This window comes from Hyphomicrobium denitrificans 1NES1, assembly GCF_000230975.2.
Taxonomy (GTDB): Bacteria; Pseudomonadota; Alphaproteobacteria; order Rhizobiales; family Hyphomicrobiaceae; genus Hyphomicrobium_B; species Hyphomicrobium_B denitrificans_A.
Genome location: NC_021172.1, coordinates 1,200,372 through 1,219,126 on the forward strand (window position 1 = coordinate 1,200,372; position 18,755 = coordinate 1,219,126).

Consider the following 18,755-nt stretch of genomic DNA (forward strand, 5'->3'; position numbering starts at 1 on the left):
ATCTCCCGGCTTAGCGGCTGAATACGACGGCCGGGTCGATCCGGACGACTTTGATGATGGCGCTGATAGCTGCGAATATGCACATTCCGATGGTGACCGCGAACAGCCCCCCCGCAAGTCCAGGGGTCATGATGACGGTCAGCTTGGTGTCCTGGGCCCCGCGGATCGCAAGTAATGCCAGGATCATACCGAGCACATAACCGATGAGGCCGGACAATACAGCCTGCATCAGGATCACCTTTACGATGTAGCCTGCTCCGGCACCAAGTGCGCGTAGGGTCGCGAACTCGTTGATATGGTCCTTGGTGCTCGAATAGAGGGTCTGGGCGACGATGACGATGCCGACGATAAGGCCGAGGAGCGCGCCCGCGATCAATGCCGCGCCGGCACCGGTCTGGAACAGCCAGTAGTTCTGGCTGCGCTTGCGGAATTCATCCTGGGTCAGAACTTCGGTATCGGGAAGACGCTGCTCGATTTCGGCGCGCACCTTCTCGATGTCGGCACCGGACAACAACGTCACGCGCTGATAAGAGGCCTGGTCTTGCTCGGCACCCGAAAGGCGCCGCGCTTCCTCGATCGACGTGAAGACGAACGGCAGCGTCGTAAAGGATCGGATACGCTTCGTTATCGCGACAAGCTCGACGGAAGCGCCGTTGATTTCGGCGCGCTGGCCGAGGCCGTTGACGCCGAGATCCGGGAAGTAGCTCTGGTCGATTGCGACGGTATCTGGTGCTTCGAGCGCCGCGCGGCTGCCTTTGATGATGTTCCAGGGAAGCGCCTTCGGGCTGTCGCCTGCGGTGCCGATCAAAAGGATCGTGTTCCGGCCGCCTTGTGGTTTGCGCCAGCTTGCGAAGGAAACGACCATGTCTTCGGAATTCTCGACGCCCGGCGTCGAGAGGACCATATGGCGCTCGCGGCCAGAGAGGAATGACGGGTCGTCGTAGCTTTTCGTGCCGAGCGGGATGACCCAAAGATCGGCCGGTGCGGCGTCGATGATCGCCGAAATCTTCTTTTGCGAGCCGAGATAGATGCCCGACTGAACGGCGACGAGGACGACGGAAAAGACGATGCCGACGATCGTGACGAAGAAGCTCATCCGATCGTGGAAGAGATTGCGATAGGCGAGCTTCATCACCATCGGGATCGAACGCCGACGCGAGCGTGTGCGCTTCGAAACCGTAGGCCGTGCGCTCGCTCCGGCTGGCATGTTGACTGCAAGTTCCATGACCTGTCCTCCTCCTTGAGGGCGTTGGCCGGCTTCAATGACGGTAGCTGTTTGATCGAATGTGGCCGGGAGCGGATGCGGTTGCCGCTTCCGGGTCGTGCTCATTCGTTGCAGGGAACGTCGACCAGGCCGGCGATCGCTGCGGAGTAGCGGCGGCAGATTTGCTTTGCCTCGGACGTCGCTTTCTTGACGTCGATCTTTTCGTCAGTTGGCGTCTTATCTGCGGTCGCGACCTTGTCCGGTTTGATCGTATCGGTCTTGGCCGTGTCCGTTGTCGTCGTAGCTGGCGTGGTTGTGGCTGGCGTTGTCGTCGTTGCGGTCGCCGTCGGAGCTGGGCTTTCTGCCGTTGTCGATCCGGTTGTGACGTCGCTCGTTTTTGCGATGTCGGTCGTTGTGGCGGGATCGCTGGCGAGCTTGTCTTCGAGCTTTGCAGTCTTAACGGCAGAAGTCGAAACCGGCTTCACGCTTGCAACATCGATCTTGCGCGGGCGCTTGATCTTGCGGACCGGAGTGGCTTCGGCATGGTAGGTGCGGCGCGCGCGACGTTCTTTGGCGCAATTGCGGTCGTATCCACCGGCATAGCTTTGGTTCGAATGGGCGATGAACGAGCCGAGTGGGAAGCCGAAGCCGACGCGGATGCCGCCGGCGTTTGCAGCGCTGGTCAACGTCGTGCCGGCCAGCAGTGCGGCGGCGAGTGCGAGAGTGGTCTTCGTCATTGGAGCCTCCTAAGGGCTTGAAGCCTGTTCTTGTTGATCTCGATGCCGGTCCTCACCGGCGATGGCTGCAGATTGCCCTTTTCAAGCCGTCGGCGCTGTTCCTGTCGGAACATGAGCTCAGGCGTTTCGAAGTTTTAATTTTGTTATTTATATCAATGACTTGTTTAAGCTGCCGAGATTTTACCGAGGGCCGTGCGCTGCCCAGGTGCTTCCACCCGAACACCGATGAGGTTGGCGACGAAGCGGTCGATGGCGTCGACGACGAGGTGGCGCTGCCGGTCGACGGTGACGACATGGTAGCAATCATCCAGAACCTCGAGATTGACAGGACCTCCAAGGCTGTCGCGGAGATAGGTTGCGTTGCTCATCGCGGCGTAGTCGTCTTCGAGTGGATGCACGATCAGGGTCGGCTGGCGGACAAAGGCGACGAGCTTCCGGACCGCATTCACCATCTGCCTGTGTTCGAACACGGCACCGCCGGGAGTCGCAGGATTGCCGGCCTCAGCGCTGCTGCGAGAGGCTCGCGCCCTCCGGATAAAATCCCGAATCCGCTCGTCCTTGATGCCGTGCGGATCGTGGTGTGGAAAGCTGAAAAGGTTCGCGAACCACTTGAAGCGGACGAGCCGGAATAGCCGCGCGTACCAGGGGATCATCCAGCCGTTGAGCCAGAGGGTCGGCGCAAGCAGTGCCGTTGCGTCGACTTTCGTCGGTTTCTTTGCGGCAAGCAGGATCGCGAGGACAGCACCCGCCGACAGCCCGCCTGCGATGACGACATCGCAGTCCTTCTTGAGATCATCGAGGGCCAGCTCGGCACTGCGATACCAGTCGGTCCAGGAGGAGGCTTTCAGCTCGTCCTCGCTGCCGCAGTGCCCGGCAAGAGTTGGGCAGTGGACGGTGTATCCCTGTTTGGCGAGGCCGCTCGCCACGAAGCGCATTTCGACCGGCGTTCCGCACAGCCGATGCAGCAGCAGGATGCCGACTTTTCCGCCTTTGATTTTGAAGCCTGCGTCTGTCGCCATCAGTCGCCTCTCGGGTGCAATGTTTGTTCGATGATGCAAGGGTTAATCGCTCTGTCCGCTCACGGCAGTTCCGCTCGTGACACGGGTGTCATGCGGCTGTCTGTAATGGAGCCGCTGTCACGACTGGCTGACGTGATGGTTCGGTCGCAGCATCGATCGCGAGCAATAATCGCTGGGCGTTGAATCCGAAGCGCGCATTGAGGCGTTGCTCTGAGGCTGCGGCGATTGCGGCCGCGATCACCTTGAAGCCGCGCTCGAGCAGCATGTCCTTGAGGCGGCGCGCCGCGAAAACGTCGATGAGCGCGCGAAACCGGAGGGCGACGGCAAGGCGTTCATCGACGTTGGTTTCAATGTCAGACCAAAGACTGCCCTCGAGCACGCGAAGCTCGCGTTCGCTCAGACCTTTGAGCAAGGCAAGCCCTTGGCCGTTTGCGATCAGCATCTGCATCGGACGATTAAGGGCAGACGTTGCGACTTGCGGGACGTCGGTCGGATCGAGTTTGGCTACCATGGTGTGTCTGCCTGCGTTCGATCAGAGAGCGACGCCGCCGAACGCCATCCATGGCGATCCGGCGAGCACGATGATTTCGCGGACTTTCAAATCTCCCAGCTCGAAATGCACTTCCTGGCCTTCGAGGTCGTCGCGGCGATTGAGGATTTCCGTTCGCTTGAAACGGTAGGCACGCCCATCTTCGGCGGCGATGATTCCGACGCCTAGATCGCTGCGGAATTTCTTGATTTCTCCGTACATCGTATCTCTCCTTGTGCGAGCGTTCGAGGACGCGTCTTCGTCCGTTGCTCATTCATGCGGAGAGTTTGACGACGGCGCTGTTCCTGCCGGGACAGGACTCGTATGCATACGGATCAATTTGTAATTTTGGTTGCACAAAAGCAGCGCGATGCGCTGCGTTTGAAAACGCGACGGGGAGGGGCGGGAATGGGGCCGCATGCCCACGTCCGCGCTCCTCCCCGTACCCAGGACCGGCGGCAGCTCCGCTAAGGAGGACGCGCGCCGCCGCTGGCCTGTTCGGTTTCCGTCAGAGGTATTCTGCAAGCATGGTCTTGCCTCTCACCCCTGACGGTATTTCATGTTCCGTCATCACTTGAAAAAAGCATCGGCACGCATGCCGGGTAGCAACGGGGGATTGCCTTCAAGATCGATGGTCACTGGGAGCACTTCGACATCCACCGGACGGCGCGCGCCGCGCAGTGCGAACTGCGGAGAGGTCAGCGACGGCGCAAGTTCCGCGACCGTGCCTTCGAACTCCTTGCCCGGATAGGCGTTGCTCTTGACGACGACCTTGCCGCCGACCTTGATCTTCGAAACATCGATCTCATCGACCTCGGCTTTGAGGCGCACGACCGACATGTCTCCGAGCACGGCGAGCGTCTGGTCTGGCGACGGCGCAACCATCTCACCGGCCTTTGCCGGAAGCTGCAAAACAGTGCCGCTGACGGGCGCCAGAATGCGCGTTTTCTCAAGCAGGGCTTCGGCAACTGCTACATCCGAGCGGGCAGCCTGAAGCGCGGACTCAAGACGATTAGGCGCCGGAATGTTCGGCTTCGATTGCGCCTTCGCATAGGCGGAACGCTCGTCCTGCAGCTTGTCCTTGGCCTTGGCAAGATCGTCACGGGCGCGGGAGACACGCGCGTCGCTGCCGTTGCCTGCCCGTCGGGCCTGAAGCTCGTATTCGAGTTCGAAATGCGCATTTGTCAGAGCCCGTTCGGCGGTAAAGACATTGTCCTCGGCCGCCCGGAGATCGTCGCGAGTCTTGTCGAGGGGCTGCGCGTCACGCTCGCGTTTGCGGGAAGCAACCTCGGTCTCTGCGGCCTGGAGACGGGCGCGGGCTTCATCATCGTCGAGGCGGATCAGAAGCTCGCCTTCCTCGACTTTGTCGTTCTGCTTGACGGCGACTTCCGCGATGCGGCCGAGCAACGCCGATCCGACGCGAACGGTGCCGGACCTGGGTTCGATGCGACCGGGTGCTGCGGCCGCCCAATCAACTCTCGGCGTAACGTCCTCGGTCTTCAATGTGTCGTCGGCTTTTGAGGCGAGCAGATCGCTGTGGGTGAGGTTGACTGCTCCAAATGCTCCGGCTCCCGCCGCGACGAGTGCGAACAGCGAAAGCTTCAAGAAAATTCTGCGTTTCGGACGGCGATAGGTTTCGTCTGCGCTCATGACTTGATCCTCCTTAGGGATTTGCATGAGAACCGACGTACAGGTCTTGTCGCGGCGCCGCTGTTTCGAGCGGAACAGGTTATGTGTTCTGCAAAAGAAGTTCCGCAGCGGGTAGAAAATAAGAAGGGCTCCGGGAATTGCCCGAAGCCCTTTTTCTAAGCGTTAGTGGAACGCGATCGCCGAAAGTTACTGACACATCTCGCGCAGTGTCCATCCGACGATCTTGCAGCTTTCAGTCCCGTTGGCGTTAAGGAAGCACTTGCGGTTCGGGAGGCGCTGATAATCGCAGTAATAGTTGCCCGAATGACCGGAATAGCCGTGCATCGGTTTTGCGAACTGATAATCCTGAATGAAAACTTCCTTGGCACCGCCGCGTGCGTAGGCGGCGGAACCTGAAACGGCCAATGCGCTCGCGAGTGTCGCGACTGCTGCAAGGGCGGTGAAAGCTGTGTTGAACGATGCCATTTTGAAATTCCTCCTTTTGGGCTGAAAGCCTCGATTTCATTTCCCGGAGGTAGCTTTAAGAGCTTCGGGCCAGGGGCGGCTGTTCCGGCCGGAACACGGCGCGACGGGTGCCCCGACTAAGGCACACGGAAAATTATTCGCGGTATCGCTGCCGTGAGACTGCGGTCGCTGGGGCTTTCCAAATGATACAGCTTGCAGAGGTGATCGTTGGCGGCTTTGAGTGTATCCTGCTTCGGCGCTGGTGCCTCTGCTCGCAAAAGATCTGAGGGGCGATTTAACGATGGGAAAGCTCTGGTCGATGATTGTCAGCCTCGTCGCGATGTGGACCGCGGCCTCGAGCGTTACGCCATCCAATCCTGTGACGGGTCTTGCCTACGATTTCGAGTTTACAGGCATCGACGGCAATTCGATGCCGCTGTCCGCTTTTCGCGGCAAGGTTCTGCTGATCGTCAACACGGCGTCGTTCTGCGGCTATACGAAACAATACGCAGGACTGCAGAAGCTATGGTCGCGCTACGAGAAGGCGGGCCTCGTCGTCATCGGCGTTCCTTCGAATGATTTCGGCGAGCAGGAGCCGAAGTCGGAGGGCGAGATCAAGACATTCTGCCAGGGCGCGTTCGGTGTGACGTTTCCGCTGACGTCGAAACAGCACGTCGTCGGCGTGGATGCGCACCCCTTCTACAAATGGGCGGCGGGAGCTATGGGCCCGGCGGGCACGCCGAACTGGAATTTTCACAAGTATCTGGTGGACCGGGATGGCCGGCTGCTGTGGTCGTTCTCGACCAAGCTCCCGCCGGAGTCGGCAGAGATCACGGGCGCGATCGAGAAAGCCCTCGCTGGGCCGGCAGGCGTCGCGCAAAATTGAGCGGGCTCGCTGCGCTATTTTTTATTTCGCCGGTCCGGTCTCGATGGGTAGCCCGTTCGTTTCCTGACCCCACTCGGCCCAACTGCCATCGTAGACGGCGGCGTTGGTCTGGCCGAGGACCGCAAGCGCCAAAGCCAGCATCGATGCCGTGACGCCCGATCCGCAGGTCGTTACGACCGGCCGCGAGACGTCGATGCCGACATTCTTGAACAGATTGTCCAGTTCTTCCGGCGACTTGAGCGTGCCATCGGCGGTGAGAAGCTCCTGAGACGGGACGTTCTTCGAACCCGGGATATGGCCGGCGCGGAGGCCAGGCCGTGGCTCCGGATCGCGGCCCTCGAACCGCGCCGCCGGGCGTGCGTCGACGATCTGCGTGCCGGATTTTGTGAGCAGGGCCTTCATTTCATCGAGGTCGCGGATGATCTCGGTGTTCTGTAGGGGGGTATAGTGGCGCTCGGAGCGTGGTGCATGTGGACCATCTTCAAGCGGCCGGCCTTCCGCCTTCCACTTGCGCAGCCCTCCGTTCAGGACTGCGACGTCCTGATGGCCCATGGCCCTGAACGTCCACCAGACGCGAGCAGCCGAAAAGATGCCGGCTGTATCGTAGACGACGATGCGGGCACCGTCGCCGACACCCATTTTCTTCATGCGCGAGGCGAACTTGACGGTCGACGGCAGCATGTGGGGCAGCGGCGACTTCTCATCCGAAAGATCGTCGATGTCGAAGAACAGCGCTCCGGGGATATGCTCGGCGAGATATTCCTTTTTTGCGTCGCGCTTGGCCGTCGGGAGATGCCAACTGCCGTCGAGGATGATCAGGTCTGGAGAGGACAAGTGGCTCGCGAGCCAATCCGTTTCGACGATCCAATTTTTGGCAGACTTCTGCAAGGAGCACCCCGTAGCTTGACTTCGATAGAAAATATTTCCGCGGCTCAAAGCAGATAGGCAAATCCCCGCCGGGTCGCAAGTTGCCGAGTGACGCGAAAGGCCGTCGACTTGGTTGTGTTGTTGAACATAATTCAGTTTAGAGGGCGATGCCGGCGGCTTACGCCAAACGAAGCGGACAGCCATTATTCGTTATTATTGATCGCAGCTTTGTCTTGTCTGAACGGAGTGTCGGGCACACGCTAATTCTGGCGCAGGGTCTCAACGGGGGACCACCCGTGAAGGCGGGTATTGCGATGTTTCTCAAGGTCATTGCCCTACTATTGGCAGCTATACTCGCATATTTCCTGGTTCAGAGTGATTTTGACTTGGACCAAGCCTATTTTTTTCTGTTGCTGCCGGCATCGGCTATTTTGAGTTACTTGGTGCTCGGCGCTACCGATTGACCGCCGACGCTGCGCCTGCGGTTTGCGGCCCGGCAGCCGAATTTTCTTCATTTCTGCATTGTTTTCGTGGGCGCTCTTGCGTATGACAGCGGCTTCCCCGCCGCTCGCGTGCCGGACGCCCTCTGCAAGAGGCAGGACACTTGCGCCATCGAGGGATTTCGGGATGTTTGCGGTCGCTCTATGCTGCCCGTAATCAACGGTGCGCAGATGGCGGGAAAGGTGAGATCGGAACGTCTTAAGCGGGCGTGGCGGAACTGGTAGACGCACTGGATTTAGGTTCCAGCGGCGCAAGTCGTGGGGGTTCAAATCCCTCCGCCCGCACCAGCGCGGCGCCTTCCGGGCACCGCCTGAGCTTTGTAGACGAGACGGTGTCTCCCTAGATAATTGTCGATCGACGAGGTTTGGCGCGAAAGGCCGGCCTCCAATCAGGAAACGGACGATGCAGGTCACTGAAACAGCGAGAGACGGACTGAAGCGCACCCTGCAGGTGGTGGTGGGGAAGGCCGAGCTGGGCGAGCGCTTCTCGGAACGGCTCGATGAGCTCAAGGACCGCGTGCAGATCAAAGGATTTCGGCGCGGCAAGGTGCCGTTGGCGCACCTGAAGAAGCTCTACGGCAAGTCGCTGATGCAGGAAGTTCTGGAGCAGACCATCAACGATACGAGCGCGAAGGCCGTCAAAGATCGAAACGAACGCCCGGCACAGCAGCCGAAATTGGAACTCCTCGGCATCGACGACGGTGGTATCGAGCGCGTTGTCAATGGCGAAACGGACCTCTCCTACAAGATGGACTTCGAGGTTCTTCCCCCCATCCCGCTGGCTGATCTCGGGATACTGAGGCTCGAGCAGCTCGTTGCGGATGTCGATGACGCAGCCATCGACAAGGCATTGGCTGATCTCGCTGAGCGCAATACATCTTACGAGCCGGAAGAGGGTCGGGTTGCAGGCGAGGGCGATCTCGTGACGATGAATTTTGCCGGGCGCATCGATGGCGAGGCGTTCGAAGGCGGCTCGGCCGAGGGCGCGAGCCTGGTCATCGGCAAGAAGCAGTTCATTCCGGGCTTCGAGGAAGGCGTCGTCGGCATGAAGGCCGGTGACCAGAAGATCGTCACGGCGACGTTCCCCGAAGACTATCCGATGAAGAATCTCGCAGGGAAAGCCGCCGAGTTCGACGTCTCGGTCACCGCCGTCGCGAAGCCGAAGAAGCCGGACATCGATGAAGATTTCGCGAAGGGCCTCGGAGCCGAGGACCTAAAGACGCTGCGCGGCTTCGTCACCGACCAGATCAAGCGCGAATACAGTCAGGCGTCGCGGGTGAAGTTGAAACGCGAGATTCTGGATGCGCTCGATAAAGCTCATACGTTCGAGCTGCCGGCGTCCCTTGTCGAATTCGAATTCAACAATATATGGACACAGCTCGAGAGCAATCTCAAAGCCGCCAACAAGACGATCGCCGATGAAGGCAAATCCGAGGAGGAGCTGCGCGCAGAATACCGAGGCATCGCCGAGCGCCGGGTTCGTCTCGGGTTGGTGATCGGCGAGATCGGCGAGAAGAACAAGTTGCAGGTTTCCCAGGACGAGTTGCGCCGCGCGCTGGTCGAGCAGGCGCGCCGCTATCCAGGCCGGGAGAAGCAGGTCTACGAATTTTACGAGAAGACGCCCGGTGCCCTCAACGAGCTGCGCGCACCGATCTTCGAGGACAAGGTGATCGACTACGTGATCGCCGAGGCAAAGCCGATCGAAAAGAAGGTGTCGAGAGACGAGCTTTTGAAGGCGGTTGAAGAAGCGACTGGGGCTGAAGCTTGAGTTGCGGTTGCCCAGGGGCCGTTTTCCGGCGCTCGGGCCTTGTGCCACACAAAGCGTGCGAATCTGACCGGTTAGCTCTATCAGTGCCTACCGGCTGAAATCAGGAAAGACCAAGGCGATGCGCGATCCTATCAACACCGTGACGAACACGTTTTGGCCCATGGTCGTCGAGCAGACGACGCGCGGTGAACGCGGCTACGATCTGCCGTCGCGCCTGCTGAAAGAGCGCATCATTTTCGTGACCGGCCCCGTCGAGGACCACATGGCTGCATCGATCTGCATGCAGCTCTTGTTCCTCGAGTCGGAAAATCCGAAAAAAGAAATTTCGATGTACATCAACTCTCCGGGCGGCGTCGTGACGGCCGGCATGGCGATCTATGACACCATGCAGTTCGTGAAGCCGCCGGTTGCGACGCTGTGCATCGGGCAGGCCGCCTCGATGGGCTCGCTGCTGCTTTGCGCGGGCGAGAAGGGCATGCGGTTCGCGCTGCCGAACGCGCGCATCATGGTGCATCAACCCTCGGGTGGCTTCTCTGGTCAGGCCTCGGATATCGAGCGGCATGCGGAAGACATCATCAAGATGAAGCGCCGCCTCAACGAAACCTACGTGAAGCATACCGGCCAGAGCTATGAGGTGATTGAGAAGACGCTCGACCGCGACTACTTCATGACCGCCGACCAGGCACGCGATTTCGGCATTATCGACAAGGTTCTTGAGAGCCGCGATGAAGTCGAAGTTGCCGCGCTGGAGATCAAAGCTCCGGCCGAGTGAGTGGTAGCGGCAAAGCAAACGCTAGTGGAAACGCGCCCTTCGTGTCGGCGCATTGTCGCGGTAGAACAAAGGCCGTACACCGGGTCAACGTTTACGTGAATTTTTAGGGTGAATCGCGATGTTGCCACATCGTTCACCAACTGTGGCAATACCGCCGCTTGCGAGGCATGGCCGGGTGCGGTCCATTAATCCATTCTTGATCTGCCGAACGCTAGCGTGAGAGATTGAATCCCGTGATTTTACGTCGCCGCAGATCGGCAATTGCCGGGACGTGAACAACGGGCCAAAGCAAGAACATCGGGGCGCCGACGCTCTTGCATCGAAAGTGAGAAAACATGGCTCAAGAGAAAAACACTCTCTACTGCTCTTTCTGCGGCAAGAGCCAGCATGAGGTACGCAAGCTTATTGCCGGACCGACTGTGTTCATCTGCGATGAATGCGTCGAGCTGTGCATGGACATCATCCGTGAGGAGAACAAGAACACTCTCGTCAAATCGCGTGACGGGGTGCCGACTCCGCAGGAAATCTGCAACGTCCTCGACAGCTACGTGATCGGTCAGTTCCACGCCAAGCGCGTTCTGTCGGTCGCCGTTCACAACCACTACAAGCGACTCAATCACGCGACGAAGAACAACGACGTCGAACTCGCGAAGTCGAATATCCTACTCGTCGGTCCGACGGGCTCGGGCAAGACGCTGCTGGCGCAAACGCTTGCACGCATCCTCGACGTGCCCTTCACGATGGCTGATGCAACTACGCTTACCGAAGCGGGCTATGTCGGCGAGGATGTCGAGAACATCATCCTGAAGCTTCTGCAGGCTGCCGACTACAACGTCGAGCGGGCGCAGCGCGGCATCGTCTATATCGATGAAGTCGACAAGATCAGCCGCAAGTCGGACAATCCGTCGATTACACGCGACGTGTCGGGCGAAGGCGTGCAGCAGGCGCTGTTGAAGATCATGGAAGGGACCGTTGCCTCGGTGCCGCCGCAGGGCGGTCGCAAACACCCGCAGCAGGAGTTCCTGCAGGTCGATACGACGAACATCCTGTTCATCTGCGGTGGTGCGTTTGCGGGCCTCGAAAAGATCATCTCGCGGCGTGGCAAGGGATCGTCGATCGGCTTCTCGGCGAAGGTCACAGGCCCGGACGAGCGGCGCACCGGTGACATTCTGCGCGGCGTCGAGCCTGAGGATCTCCTGAAGTTCGGCCTCATTCCGGAATTCATTGGTCGTCTGCCCGTTATCGCAACGCTTGAAGATCTCGACGAGGCGGCTCTCGTCCAGATCCTGACCGAGCCGAAGAATGCGATCGTCAAGCAGTATCAGCGCCTCTTTGAAATGGAGGATGTGAAGCTGACGATTACGCTCGACGCTCTGAAAGCGATCTCGCGCAAGGCCATCGAGCGCAAAACCGGAGCGCGCGGTCTGCGGTCGATCATGGAAGGCATCCTGCTCGATACGATGTACGACTTGCCGACGCTCAAGGGTGTCGAGGAGGTCGTCATCGGCCCTGAGGTGGTCGAGGGTTCGGCGAAGCCGCTTCGGATCTATTCGGACAGAGCCGAGGAGAAAGGCTCCGCGTAGTTGTCGCGACAATTAAGGCTTGTCGGGGCGCATCCCCGGCACTTGTTTGGGGGACCATGGTCCCCATTTGTTCGGAGGGTTAGTGGCATCAAGAGCCAGCCGGGGCACTTCCTCCGCAACCGGCATTTTAGCACTTGGGTCTCACCCCGCGCTCGCGCTTCACGAGAATGCTGACCGTCGCCACAAAAAGGGACGGGATGCGTGGCTCCTAAGTGGAACGGGCGTGGATCGTGCTGGTAGCCTCGAAAAAGAGGCCGGCGTACGGCGATAGGTAGTCAAATGAGCGAAGATAAAAGGACCAGGGAAAAGGCTGTCGGCAAAGAACTGTTTCCGGTTCTGCCGCTGCGGGACATTGTCGTTTTCCCGTACATGGTCGTGCCGCTTTTCGTCGGCCGCGAAAAATCCATCGCGGCTCTGGAAGAGGTCATGCGCGCCGACAAGCAGATCCTGCTTGCCGCGCAGAAGAACGCTGGCGACGACGATCCGTCCCCCGACGCGATCTACGAAATCGGAACGCTGGCGTCCGTGCTGCAGCTTCTGAAGCTTCCCGACGGAACCGTGAAGGTTCTGGTCGAAGGAAACACGCGCGCCAAGATCATCCGCTATACGGCGAATACTAGCTACTTCGAAGCTGAAGTCGAACGCGTGGCCGAGGTCCCTGGCGCCAAGGACGAGCTCGAAGCGCTGGCGCGCTCGGTCGTGACGCAGTTCGAAAGCTACGTGAAGCTTAACAAGAAGGTCTCGCCCGAGGTTCTGAGCAACGTCGGGCAGATCGAGGATTATGCGAAGCTCGCCGACACGATCGCGTCGCATCTTGCGGTGAAGATTTCGGATAAGCAGGACGTCCTCGAGACCGCGAGCATCTCGGAGCGACTTGAGCGCGTTTATACGCTGATGGAAAGCGAGATCTCGGTCCTGCAGGTCGAGCGCAAGATCCGTTCACGCGTGAAGCGCCAGATGGAGAAAACGCAGCGCGAGTACTATCTGAATGAGCAGATGAAGGCCATTCAGAAGGAACTCGGCGACTCGGACGAGCGCGACGATATCTCGGAGTTCGAAGAGAAGATCGAGAATACGAAGCTGTCGAAGGAAGCCAAGGACAAGGCGCTGGCTGAGCTCAAGAAGCTCAAGCAGATGTCGCCGATGTCGGCTGAAGCGACGGTCGTGCGCAACTATCTCGACTGGCTCTTGTCGATCCCGTGGGGGATCAAGGGCAAGGTCAAGAAGGACATTGCCGAAGCGCAGACGATCCTCGACCAAGAGCACTATGGCCTCGAGAAGGTCAAGGAGCGCATCCTCGAGTATCTCGCCGTGCAGGCGCGCACCAACAAACTGAAAGGGCCGATCCTGTGCCTCGTCGGGCCTCCGGGCGTCGGCAAGACGTCGCTCGGCAAATCGATCGCGAACGCCACGGGACGCGAATTCGTTCGCATGTCGCTCGGCGGCGTGCGCGACGAAGCGGAGATCCGCGGTCATCGCCGGACCTATATCGGCTCGATGCCGGGCAAGGTCATTCAGTCGATGAAGAAGGCGAAGCGGACGAACCCGCTTTTTCTCTTGGACGAGATCGACAAGATGGGCCAGGACTTCCGCGGCGATCCGGCAGCGGCGCTGCTCGAAGTCTTGGACCCGGAGCAGAATGCGACGTTCAACGATCATTACCTCGAGGTCGACTACGATCTTTCGAACGTGATGTTCGTGACGACGGCGAACACGCTCAATATCCCGCCCGCCTTGATGGACCGCATGGAGATCATTCGCCTTGCGGGCTACACGGAGGACGAGAAGCTTGAGATCGCGAAACGCCATCTGATCCCCGAGCAGGTGACGGCGCACGGCCTGGAGCCGGACGAGTGGACGGTCGAGAACGGCGCTCTCAAGGAAGTTATTCGCCGATACACGCGCGAAGCGGGCGTCCGTTCGCTCGAACGCGAGATTGCAAAGCTCGCGCGCAAGGCGGTGAAGGAAATCCTGACGTCGTCAAAATCGTCGATCGTCGTCACGGCGGAGAACGTCCATGATTTCCTCGGTGTGCCGAAGTATCGCTACGGCGAAGCCGAACTCGAGGATCAGGTTGGTATCGTTACGGGTCTTGCCTGGACTGAGGTCGGCGGCGAGCTGCTGACGGTCGAAGGCGTCATGATGCCCGGGAAGGGCCGCATGACGGTGACGGGCAACCTGCGCGATGTGATGAAGGAGTCGATCCAGGCTGCGAACGCTTACGTGCGCTCGCACTCGGTCGATTTCGGAATTCACCCGTCGCTGTTCGAGAAGCGCGACATCCACGTGCACGTGCCGGAAGGCGCGACGCCGAAGGATGGGCCTTCCGCCGGCATCGCCATGACGACGGCCATCATCTCCGTGCTCACCGGAATTCCCGTTCGGAAGGATGTGGCAATGACGGGCGAGATCACGTTGCGCGGCCGGGTGCTGCCGATCGGCGGTCTCAAGGAGAAGCTCCTTGCAGCGCTGCGCGGCGGCATCAAAACGGTCATCATCCCGGAAGAGAACGCCAAGGATCTGGCGGAGATTCCGAACGAGGTGCAGACCAAGATGGACATCATTCCGGTTTCAAAACTGGAAGAGGTTCTGAAGATTGCGCTCATCAGGATGCCGGAGTCGATCACTTGGGATGAAGTCGCGGAGGCGGAAGCTCTCGAGGCGAAAGACGCGGATAAAACAGGATCGCGCATCACGGCGCATTGAGTTCTTGCCGGATGCGATGTTGGACTTGGTTATCGCCCCTGTGCGGCAAACGCGCAGGGGCCTTTAATTATGTTAACCGCGAGCATTTTGATGCGCTTTTGTCCGGAAATACGGGCGTTTTCCGCTTGACGGACGTAGGGATTGGGCGCTTCTACCGGGCCATGCACGGTCGATAACTCCCCCATGGCGGCCGTCCCGGGCTTTCAGCCCGATGCAAACTCAATCTCCGACACTAGAGGACTTATGAGATGAGCAAGAAAGATTTAATCGATGCCGTCGCGAGAGACTGCGAGCTGACCAAAGAAAAAGCCAGCGGCGTCGTCGATGCTGTACTCGCGCATATTCGCGAGGCCATGAAGGAAGGCCATGAAGTGCGTATTCCAGATTTCGGCACGTTCAAAGTCGCTGCCCGCAAGGCGCGCGAGGGTCGTAACCCGGCGACCGGCATGACGATCCAGATCCCTGCGTCGCGCGTGCCAAAGTTCACGCCCGCGAAGGGTTTGAAAGACGCTTTGAACTAAAGCGTCCACCGTCGGAATTTTGAGGCGTGCCGCCATGTGGCGCGCCTTTTTGTTCGTGAGCAAGCGGACGTACAGGCCCAACGGGCGAGAGCCGACGAGGCGTCAGCGCTGGGGTGTCGAACGTTCCGATGTCGTCTGCGCCTTCGGCGTAATCCTGAAGTTCGCCGAGACGCGGATGTTTATGCCGTCAGATTGCTGTGCGTAGGCGCGTTGAGGCTGGCTCGATACGTTGACGCTACTGAGGCTGCAGGTCTCGGCAATCGTCGCCGGCAGTTCGCGCACTCCCGTCCAGCCATGTCGTAGGCTTGTCGGCGGCCGCGCTCCGAGGCGTTCTGGGCGGCGTCCGTTCCGCCGTCTGCCGGCAGGGTGAACGTATAATTGACCGATACGGTCACTGTCTGATTGCGCTTGTTATCGACACCATACGGGTCCGTATGGGCATTGACGAAAAGCAACGCAAGCATTGCTGCCGCACCAGATCCAATTTTGCCAGTTGCCATTGTGGATGCCTTCTTCGTCAGGTCGAGGTCAGAATAGCAAAGCCGGAACTTACGTATGTTCCGTTTGTCGGGTAATTTCGCGTTGGCGGTTAATCAGAAGGAAATGGCGCTCGCGTTAGCGCTGCAGGCTATACGTCGCGGGCTCAATCGCCGATGACATGTGCGAGACCATCTTGCGGGTCTGACTGTTGCTGCATAGAAGATCACTTGTGGTGTTGGGCGGTTAGCTCAGTGGTAGAGCGCCTCGTTTACACCGAGGATGTCGGGAGTTCGACCCTCTCACCGCCCACCATTTCTGCTGGTTCTTGAGACTCCGCTTCGCGGAGCTGGCCGCAAGGACGGCCCTGTTGAATCACCTGTGTTCGCCGGAGGAAGCGCCGTCATGGCCGTCTCGATGTACGCCATCGCCATTCCGACCTTTCAGAAGCAGCTCGCTTCGCTGGAAGCCATTCTCGACAAGGCTGCCGAGTACGCGGCGGCGAAGAAGATCGATTTCGCGGTTCTGCTCGCGGCTCGGCTCTATCCGGATATGTTCAATCTGACTCGGCAAGTGCAGTTGGCGACGGACTTCGCAAAGGCCGCGCCGGCGCGGTTGGCGGGACTCGACGTTCCGAGTTTCCCTGATACGGAGACGACGTTACCGGAATTGAAGGAGCGCTTGGCCAGAACCCAGGCGCTGCTTGCGAGCTACAAGCCCGAACAGCTCAACGGCTCCGAGGCGAAGCAGCTGACGTTGAAGCTCGGCGGTCAGGAGGTCACCCTCACGGGACAGGACTACCTGCTGCACGTTGCGCTTCCCAACTTCTATTTCCATTGCGCCACGGCTTATGGAATCCTGCGGCATAACGGCCTTGAGATCGGCAAGCGCGATTTCGTCCGCAGATAGATGCCGCCTGGCTGGCGATTGTCGCCCGCTGCCGCGAACAGCGGCTTGACGCCCGCGCGGGCATCACGTATTCGGACGCTGTGACGACGGGCGCTTCGGCGCCCGTGGCTTTCTGGATTGCGGGAGTAGCTCAGTTGGTTAGAGCGCCGCCCTGTCACGGCGGAGGCCGCGGGTTCAAGTCCCGTCTCTCGCGCCACACCATCAGCGGCTGAGCGAATTATGTCGCTCGCAGACGATGCTGCCGGATTTTCCTCTCAAGGTTTCAGGCACCGGCGCCGAGGTTTCCGCGATCCATAGCGTGGGTTTTCTCGCCACGTCAGTCTAGGGACCGCGCTTTATCTCACTCAAGTTTGGACCGGCAGACCTCAAGCGCCTTGCCCACGTCCGCAGCCGGAACCGGCTTGCTGAAATAAAATCCCTGGAGCTCGTTGCAGCCGGCAGCGGTGACCGTTTGGGCCTGATCGAGCGTCTCGATGCCCTCTGCGACTGTACTGATTTGCATTTGCTTACCGAGGCCGGCGACAGCCTGTATGATCGCCTCGCAGTCTTTTCGCTTTCCGATATCGAGATCGCGGACGAAGCTGCGATCGATTTTAATTTTGTCGAAGGGGAAGCTGCGCAGATAGCTCAGCGACGCATAGGCTGTCCCGAAGTCGTCAAGAGCGATGCGAACGCCTAGAGCACGCAGGTTGTGCAAAATTGCGCGTGTATTGATTTCGTCGCGTAGAAGCACGCCTTCAGTGATTTCCAACTCAAGCCGATGCGGCGCAAGTCCTGACAGCGTCAGCGCATTGACGACGGCTTGGTAGAGGTTGCCCCTTTCGAACTGGATCGGAGACAGATTAACCGACACTCTGATCGTATCGGGCCAACAGGTCGCCTCTTCGCAGGCACGGCGCAATGCCCACTCGCCGATTTCCACGATCAGCCCGGTTTCTTCGGCGATCGGGACAAAGTCGACCGGCGGGATTAAGCCCCGAACCGGATGGTGCCATCGCAACAGCGCTTCGAAGGCAATGACTTCTCGGTGGCCCGTGTCGACGAGAGGTTGATAATGAAGGTCCAGTTGATGTTGATCGAGGGCGCCTCGCAAGTCGATCTGCAGCTCGTAGCGGGAATTTACGTCATCTGCGATATCGGGATCGTACAGGAATGCATTTCCCTTGCCGTTTGCTTTCGCTTTGTAGAGTGCGAGATCGGCTGCCTTGAGAAGTTGTTCCGCCGTTTGACCATGAAGGGGTGCAAACGCAATTCCAATACTTGCGCTGCAAGAAACTTGCTGCCCGCCGAGATTATGAGGCTTGCAGATTTCCTTGAGCAGGCGCTGGGCCATGCGTTCGGCATCGGCCTTCTTGGCAACACGGGAGGAGGCCTGCAAAACCGCAAATTCGTCTCCCCCAAGCCGGGCCACGATATCATTTTTTCGTACGGCGCGCTGAAGGCTCCTGGCAACGCTCTTCAGAAGTGCGTCGCCCACAGGATGTCCAAGGGTATCGTTGACGGACTTGAATCCATCCAAATCGATCCAGTGCAGCGTCAGTCCATGATTAGGACCTAAATTTTTCAGCGCATCATCGAGAGCTTCGTGGAATTGCAGGCGATTGGCAATTTCGGTCAGCGGATCGTGACGCGCCAGCCAATGAATTTTCTGCTCGGCCTGGCGGCGTTCAGTGATGTCTTCTTGAATATCCACCCAGCCGCCGCCTTCGAGCGGCCGATTGGTGACGAGGACGACGCGGCCGCTTTTGAGGTGCTGCGTGTGCGAAAAAGTCTCGCCGCGAGCAAGTGCGGCTATATGCTGGTTTATCCACGCCCGCTGCTTTTTGCGTTCCTTAGGGTTATCCAGTCCTGTTTCCCGTTTGACGTGATTGCGCACCAACTCGGCAAGGGACGTCCCGGGTCGGGTCAAGTGCTCGGGAAGCTCATAGATTTCTTCATACGTCTTGTTGCAAACGATCAGGCGTTGATTGGCGTCGAACATCGACAAACCGCGCGCCATGTTATTGAGCGCAAGCTCCAGGCAGCGATTAAGCTGGCTTAGCTGTTCGCCGTTGCCTTGTTTTATGGGCTGCAAAGGAGGTTTAGACGATGCCCGGGCGCGATTAGCTTTGGATCGCTCTTTCTGAATCCGCCGATCTGTCGATTTTCCAGATCGCGAAACGTTCGGACGTTGTTTTGCGCTC

18 protein-coding genes and 3 tRNA genes are annotated in these 18,755 nt (G+C 59.3%); 11 read left to right on the top strand and 10 right to left on the bottom strand.

The window, feature by feature from the left end:
* Nucleotides 1-10: 10 nt before the first annotated feature.
* From HYPDE_RS05720 to HYPDE_RS05750, 7 genes are all read right to left on the bottom strand, one after another.
* Nucleotides 11-1,225, bottom strand: coding sequence for an ABC transporter permease (locus HYPDE_RS05720; RefSeq protein ID WP_244437789.1), 1,215 nt, complete (start codon nucleotides 1,223-1,225; stop codon nucleotides 11-13).
* A 101-nt stretch (nucleotides 1,226-1,326) separates the two neighbouring features.
* A complete protein-coding gene (locus HYPDE_RS05725) occupies nucleotides 1,327-1,941 on the bottom strand; it encodes a hypothetical protein (protein WP_015597453.1) in 615 nt (204 codons plus the stop codon).
* A 164-nt stretch (nucleotides 1,942-2,105) separates the two neighbouring features.
* On the bottom strand, nucleotides 2,106-2,960 hold the full coding sequence (locus HYPDE_RS05730; protein ID WP_015597454.1) for an alpha/beta hydrolase: 855 nt from the start codon (nucleotides 2,958-2,960) through the stop codon (nucleotides 2,106-2,108).
* An 88-nt stretch (nucleotides 2,961-3,048) separates the two neighbouring features.
* Nucleotides 3,049-3,471: a hypothetical protein gene (locus tag HYPDE_RS05735; protein ID WP_015597455.1), complete on the bottom strand. Its 423-nt coding sequence runs from the start codon at nucleotides 3,469-3,471 to the stop codon at nucleotides 3,049-3,051.
* A 21-nt stretch (nucleotides 3,472-3,492) separates the two neighbouring features.
* Nucleotides 3,493-3,711, bottom strand: a complete 219-nt coding sequence (locus HYPDE_RS05740; RefSeq protein WP_015597456.1) for a hypothetical protein — start codon at nucleotides 3,709-3,711, stop codon at nucleotides 3,493-3,495.
* A 348-nt stretch (nucleotides 3,712-4,059) separates the two neighbouring features.
* Entirely contained in the window at nucleotides 4,060-5,139 is a 1,080-nt protein-coding gene (locus HYPDE_RS05745; RefSeq protein ID WP_015597457.1) for an HlyD family secretion protein, read from the bottom strand.
* 186 nt (nucleotides 5,140-5,325) lie between these two features.
* Nucleotides 5,326-5,604 (bottom strand): hypothetical protein, encoded by a 279-nt coding sequence (locus HYPDE_RS05750; RefSeq protein ID WP_015597458.1) that lies wholly within the window; start codon nucleotides 5,602-5,604, stop codon nucleotides 5,326-5,328.
* A 280-nt stretch (nucleotides 5,605-5,884) separates the two neighbouring features.
* Here HYPDE_RS05750 and HYPDE_RS05755 point away from each other — a divergent pair, with 280 nt between their 5' ends.
* Complete coding sequence (locus HYPDE_RS05755; RefSeq protein WP_041320926.1) at nucleotides 5,885-6,469, top strand: glutathione peroxidase; 585 nt, start codon at nucleotides 5,885-5,887, stop codon at nucleotides 6,467-6,469.
* Between the two features lie 21 nt (nucleotides 6,470-6,490).
* Here HYPDE_RS05755 and sseA read toward each other — a convergent pair whose 3' ends face one another.
* Complete coding sequence (sseA, locus tag HYPDE_RS05760) at nucleotides 6,491-7,357, bottom strand: 3-mercaptopyruvate sulfurtransferase (protein ID WP_015597460.1); 867 nt, start codon at nucleotides 7,355-7,357, stop codon at nucleotides 6,491-6,493.
* Between the two features lie 146 nt (nucleotides 7,358-7,503).
* On the opposite strand from sseA, the gene HYPDE_RS05765 reads away from it, so the two are divergent.
* The 7 genes from HYPDE_RS05765 (at nucleotide 7,504) to HYPDE_RS05795 (ending at nucleotide 15,186) form a co-directional block, all read left to right on the top strand.
* On the top strand, nucleotides 7,504-7,800 hold the full coding sequence (locus tag HYPDE_RS05765; RefSeq protein ID WP_015597461.1) for a hypothetical protein: 297 nt from the start codon (nucleotides 7,504-7,506) through the stop codon (nucleotides 7,798-7,800).
* A 239-nt stretch (nucleotides 7,801-8,039) separates the two neighbouring features.
* Nucleotides 8,040-8,124 (top strand) — tRNA-Leu (locus HYPDE_RS05770).
* Between the two features lie 115 nt (nucleotides 8,125-8,239).
* On the top strand, nucleotides 8,240-9,604 hold the full coding sequence (gene tig / locus HYPDE_RS05775; protein WP_015597463.1) for a trigger factor: 1,365 nt from the start codon (nucleotides 8,240-8,242) through the stop codon (nucleotides 9,602-9,604).
* Between the two features lie 118 nt (nucleotides 9,605-9,722).
* Nucleotides 9,723-10,376, top strand: a complete 654-nt coding sequence (locus HYPDE_RS05780) for an ATP-dependent Clp protease proteolytic subunit (protein WP_015597464.1) — start codon at nucleotides 9,723-9,725, stop codon at nucleotides 10,374-10,376.
* Between the two features lie 335 nt (nucleotides 10,377-10,711).
* Nucleotides 10,712-11,959, top strand: a complete 1,248-nt coding sequence (clpX, locus tag HYPDE_RS05785; protein ID WP_015597465.1) for an ATP-dependent Clp protease ATP-binding subunit ClpX — start codon at nucleotides 10,712-10,714, stop codon at nucleotides 11,957-11,959.
* 279 nt (nucleotides 11,960-12,238) lie between these two features.
* A complete protein-coding gene (gene lon / locus HYPDE_RS05790; RefSeq protein ID WP_015597467.1) occupies nucleotides 12,239-14,665 on the top strand; it encodes an endopeptidase La in 2,427 nt (808 codons plus the stop codon).
* Between the two features lie 248 nt (nucleotides 14,666-14,913).
* Nucleotides 14,914-15,186 carry an HU family DNA-binding protein gene (locus tag HYPDE_RS05795; RefSeq protein WP_013215915.1) on the top strand — a complete coding sequence of 91 codons (273 nt, stop codon included), beginning with the start codon at nucleotides 14,914-14,916 and terminating at the stop codon, nucleotides 15,184-15,186.
* Between the two features lie 102 nt (nucleotides 15,187-15,288).
* On the opposite strand, the gene HYPDE_RS19085 is transcribed toward HYPDE_RS05795, so the two are convergent.
* Nucleotides 15,289-15,468, bottom strand: coding sequence for a hypothetical protein (locus HYPDE_RS19085; protein ID WP_015597468.1), 180 nt, complete (start codon nucleotides 15,466-15,468; stop codon nucleotides 15,289-15,291).
* Nucleotides 15,469-15,903: 435 nt separating this feature from the next.
* Here HYPDE_RS19085 and HYPDE_RS05805 point away from each other — a divergent pair.
* From HYPDE_RS05805 to HYPDE_RS05815, 3 genes are all read left to right on the top strand, one after another.
* Nucleotides 15,904-15,978 (top strand) — tRNA-Val (locus tag HYPDE_RS05805).
* A 90-nt stretch (nucleotides 15,979-16,068) separates the two neighbouring features.
* On the top strand, nucleotides 16,069-16,572 hold the full coding sequence (locus tag HYPDE_RS05810) for a DUF1993 domain-containing protein (RefSeq protein ID WP_041320927.1): 504 nt from the start codon (nucleotides 16,069-16,071) through the stop codon (nucleotides 16,570-16,572).
* 119 nt (nucleotides 16,573-16,691) lie between these two features.
* Nucleotides 16,692-16,768, top strand: a tRNA-Asp gene (locus HYPDE_RS05815).
* Nucleotides 16,769-16,912: 144 nt separating this feature from the next.
* Here the strand turns inward: HYPDE_RS05815 and HYPDE_RS05820 are convergent.
* Nucleotides 16,913-18,571, bottom strand: coding sequence for an EAL domain-containing protein (locus HYPDE_RS05820; RefSeq protein WP_244437790.1), 1,659 nt, complete (start codon nucleotides 18,569-18,571; stop codon nucleotides 16,913-16,915).
* Between the last annotated feature and the right edge of the window lie 184 nt (nucleotides 18,572-18,755).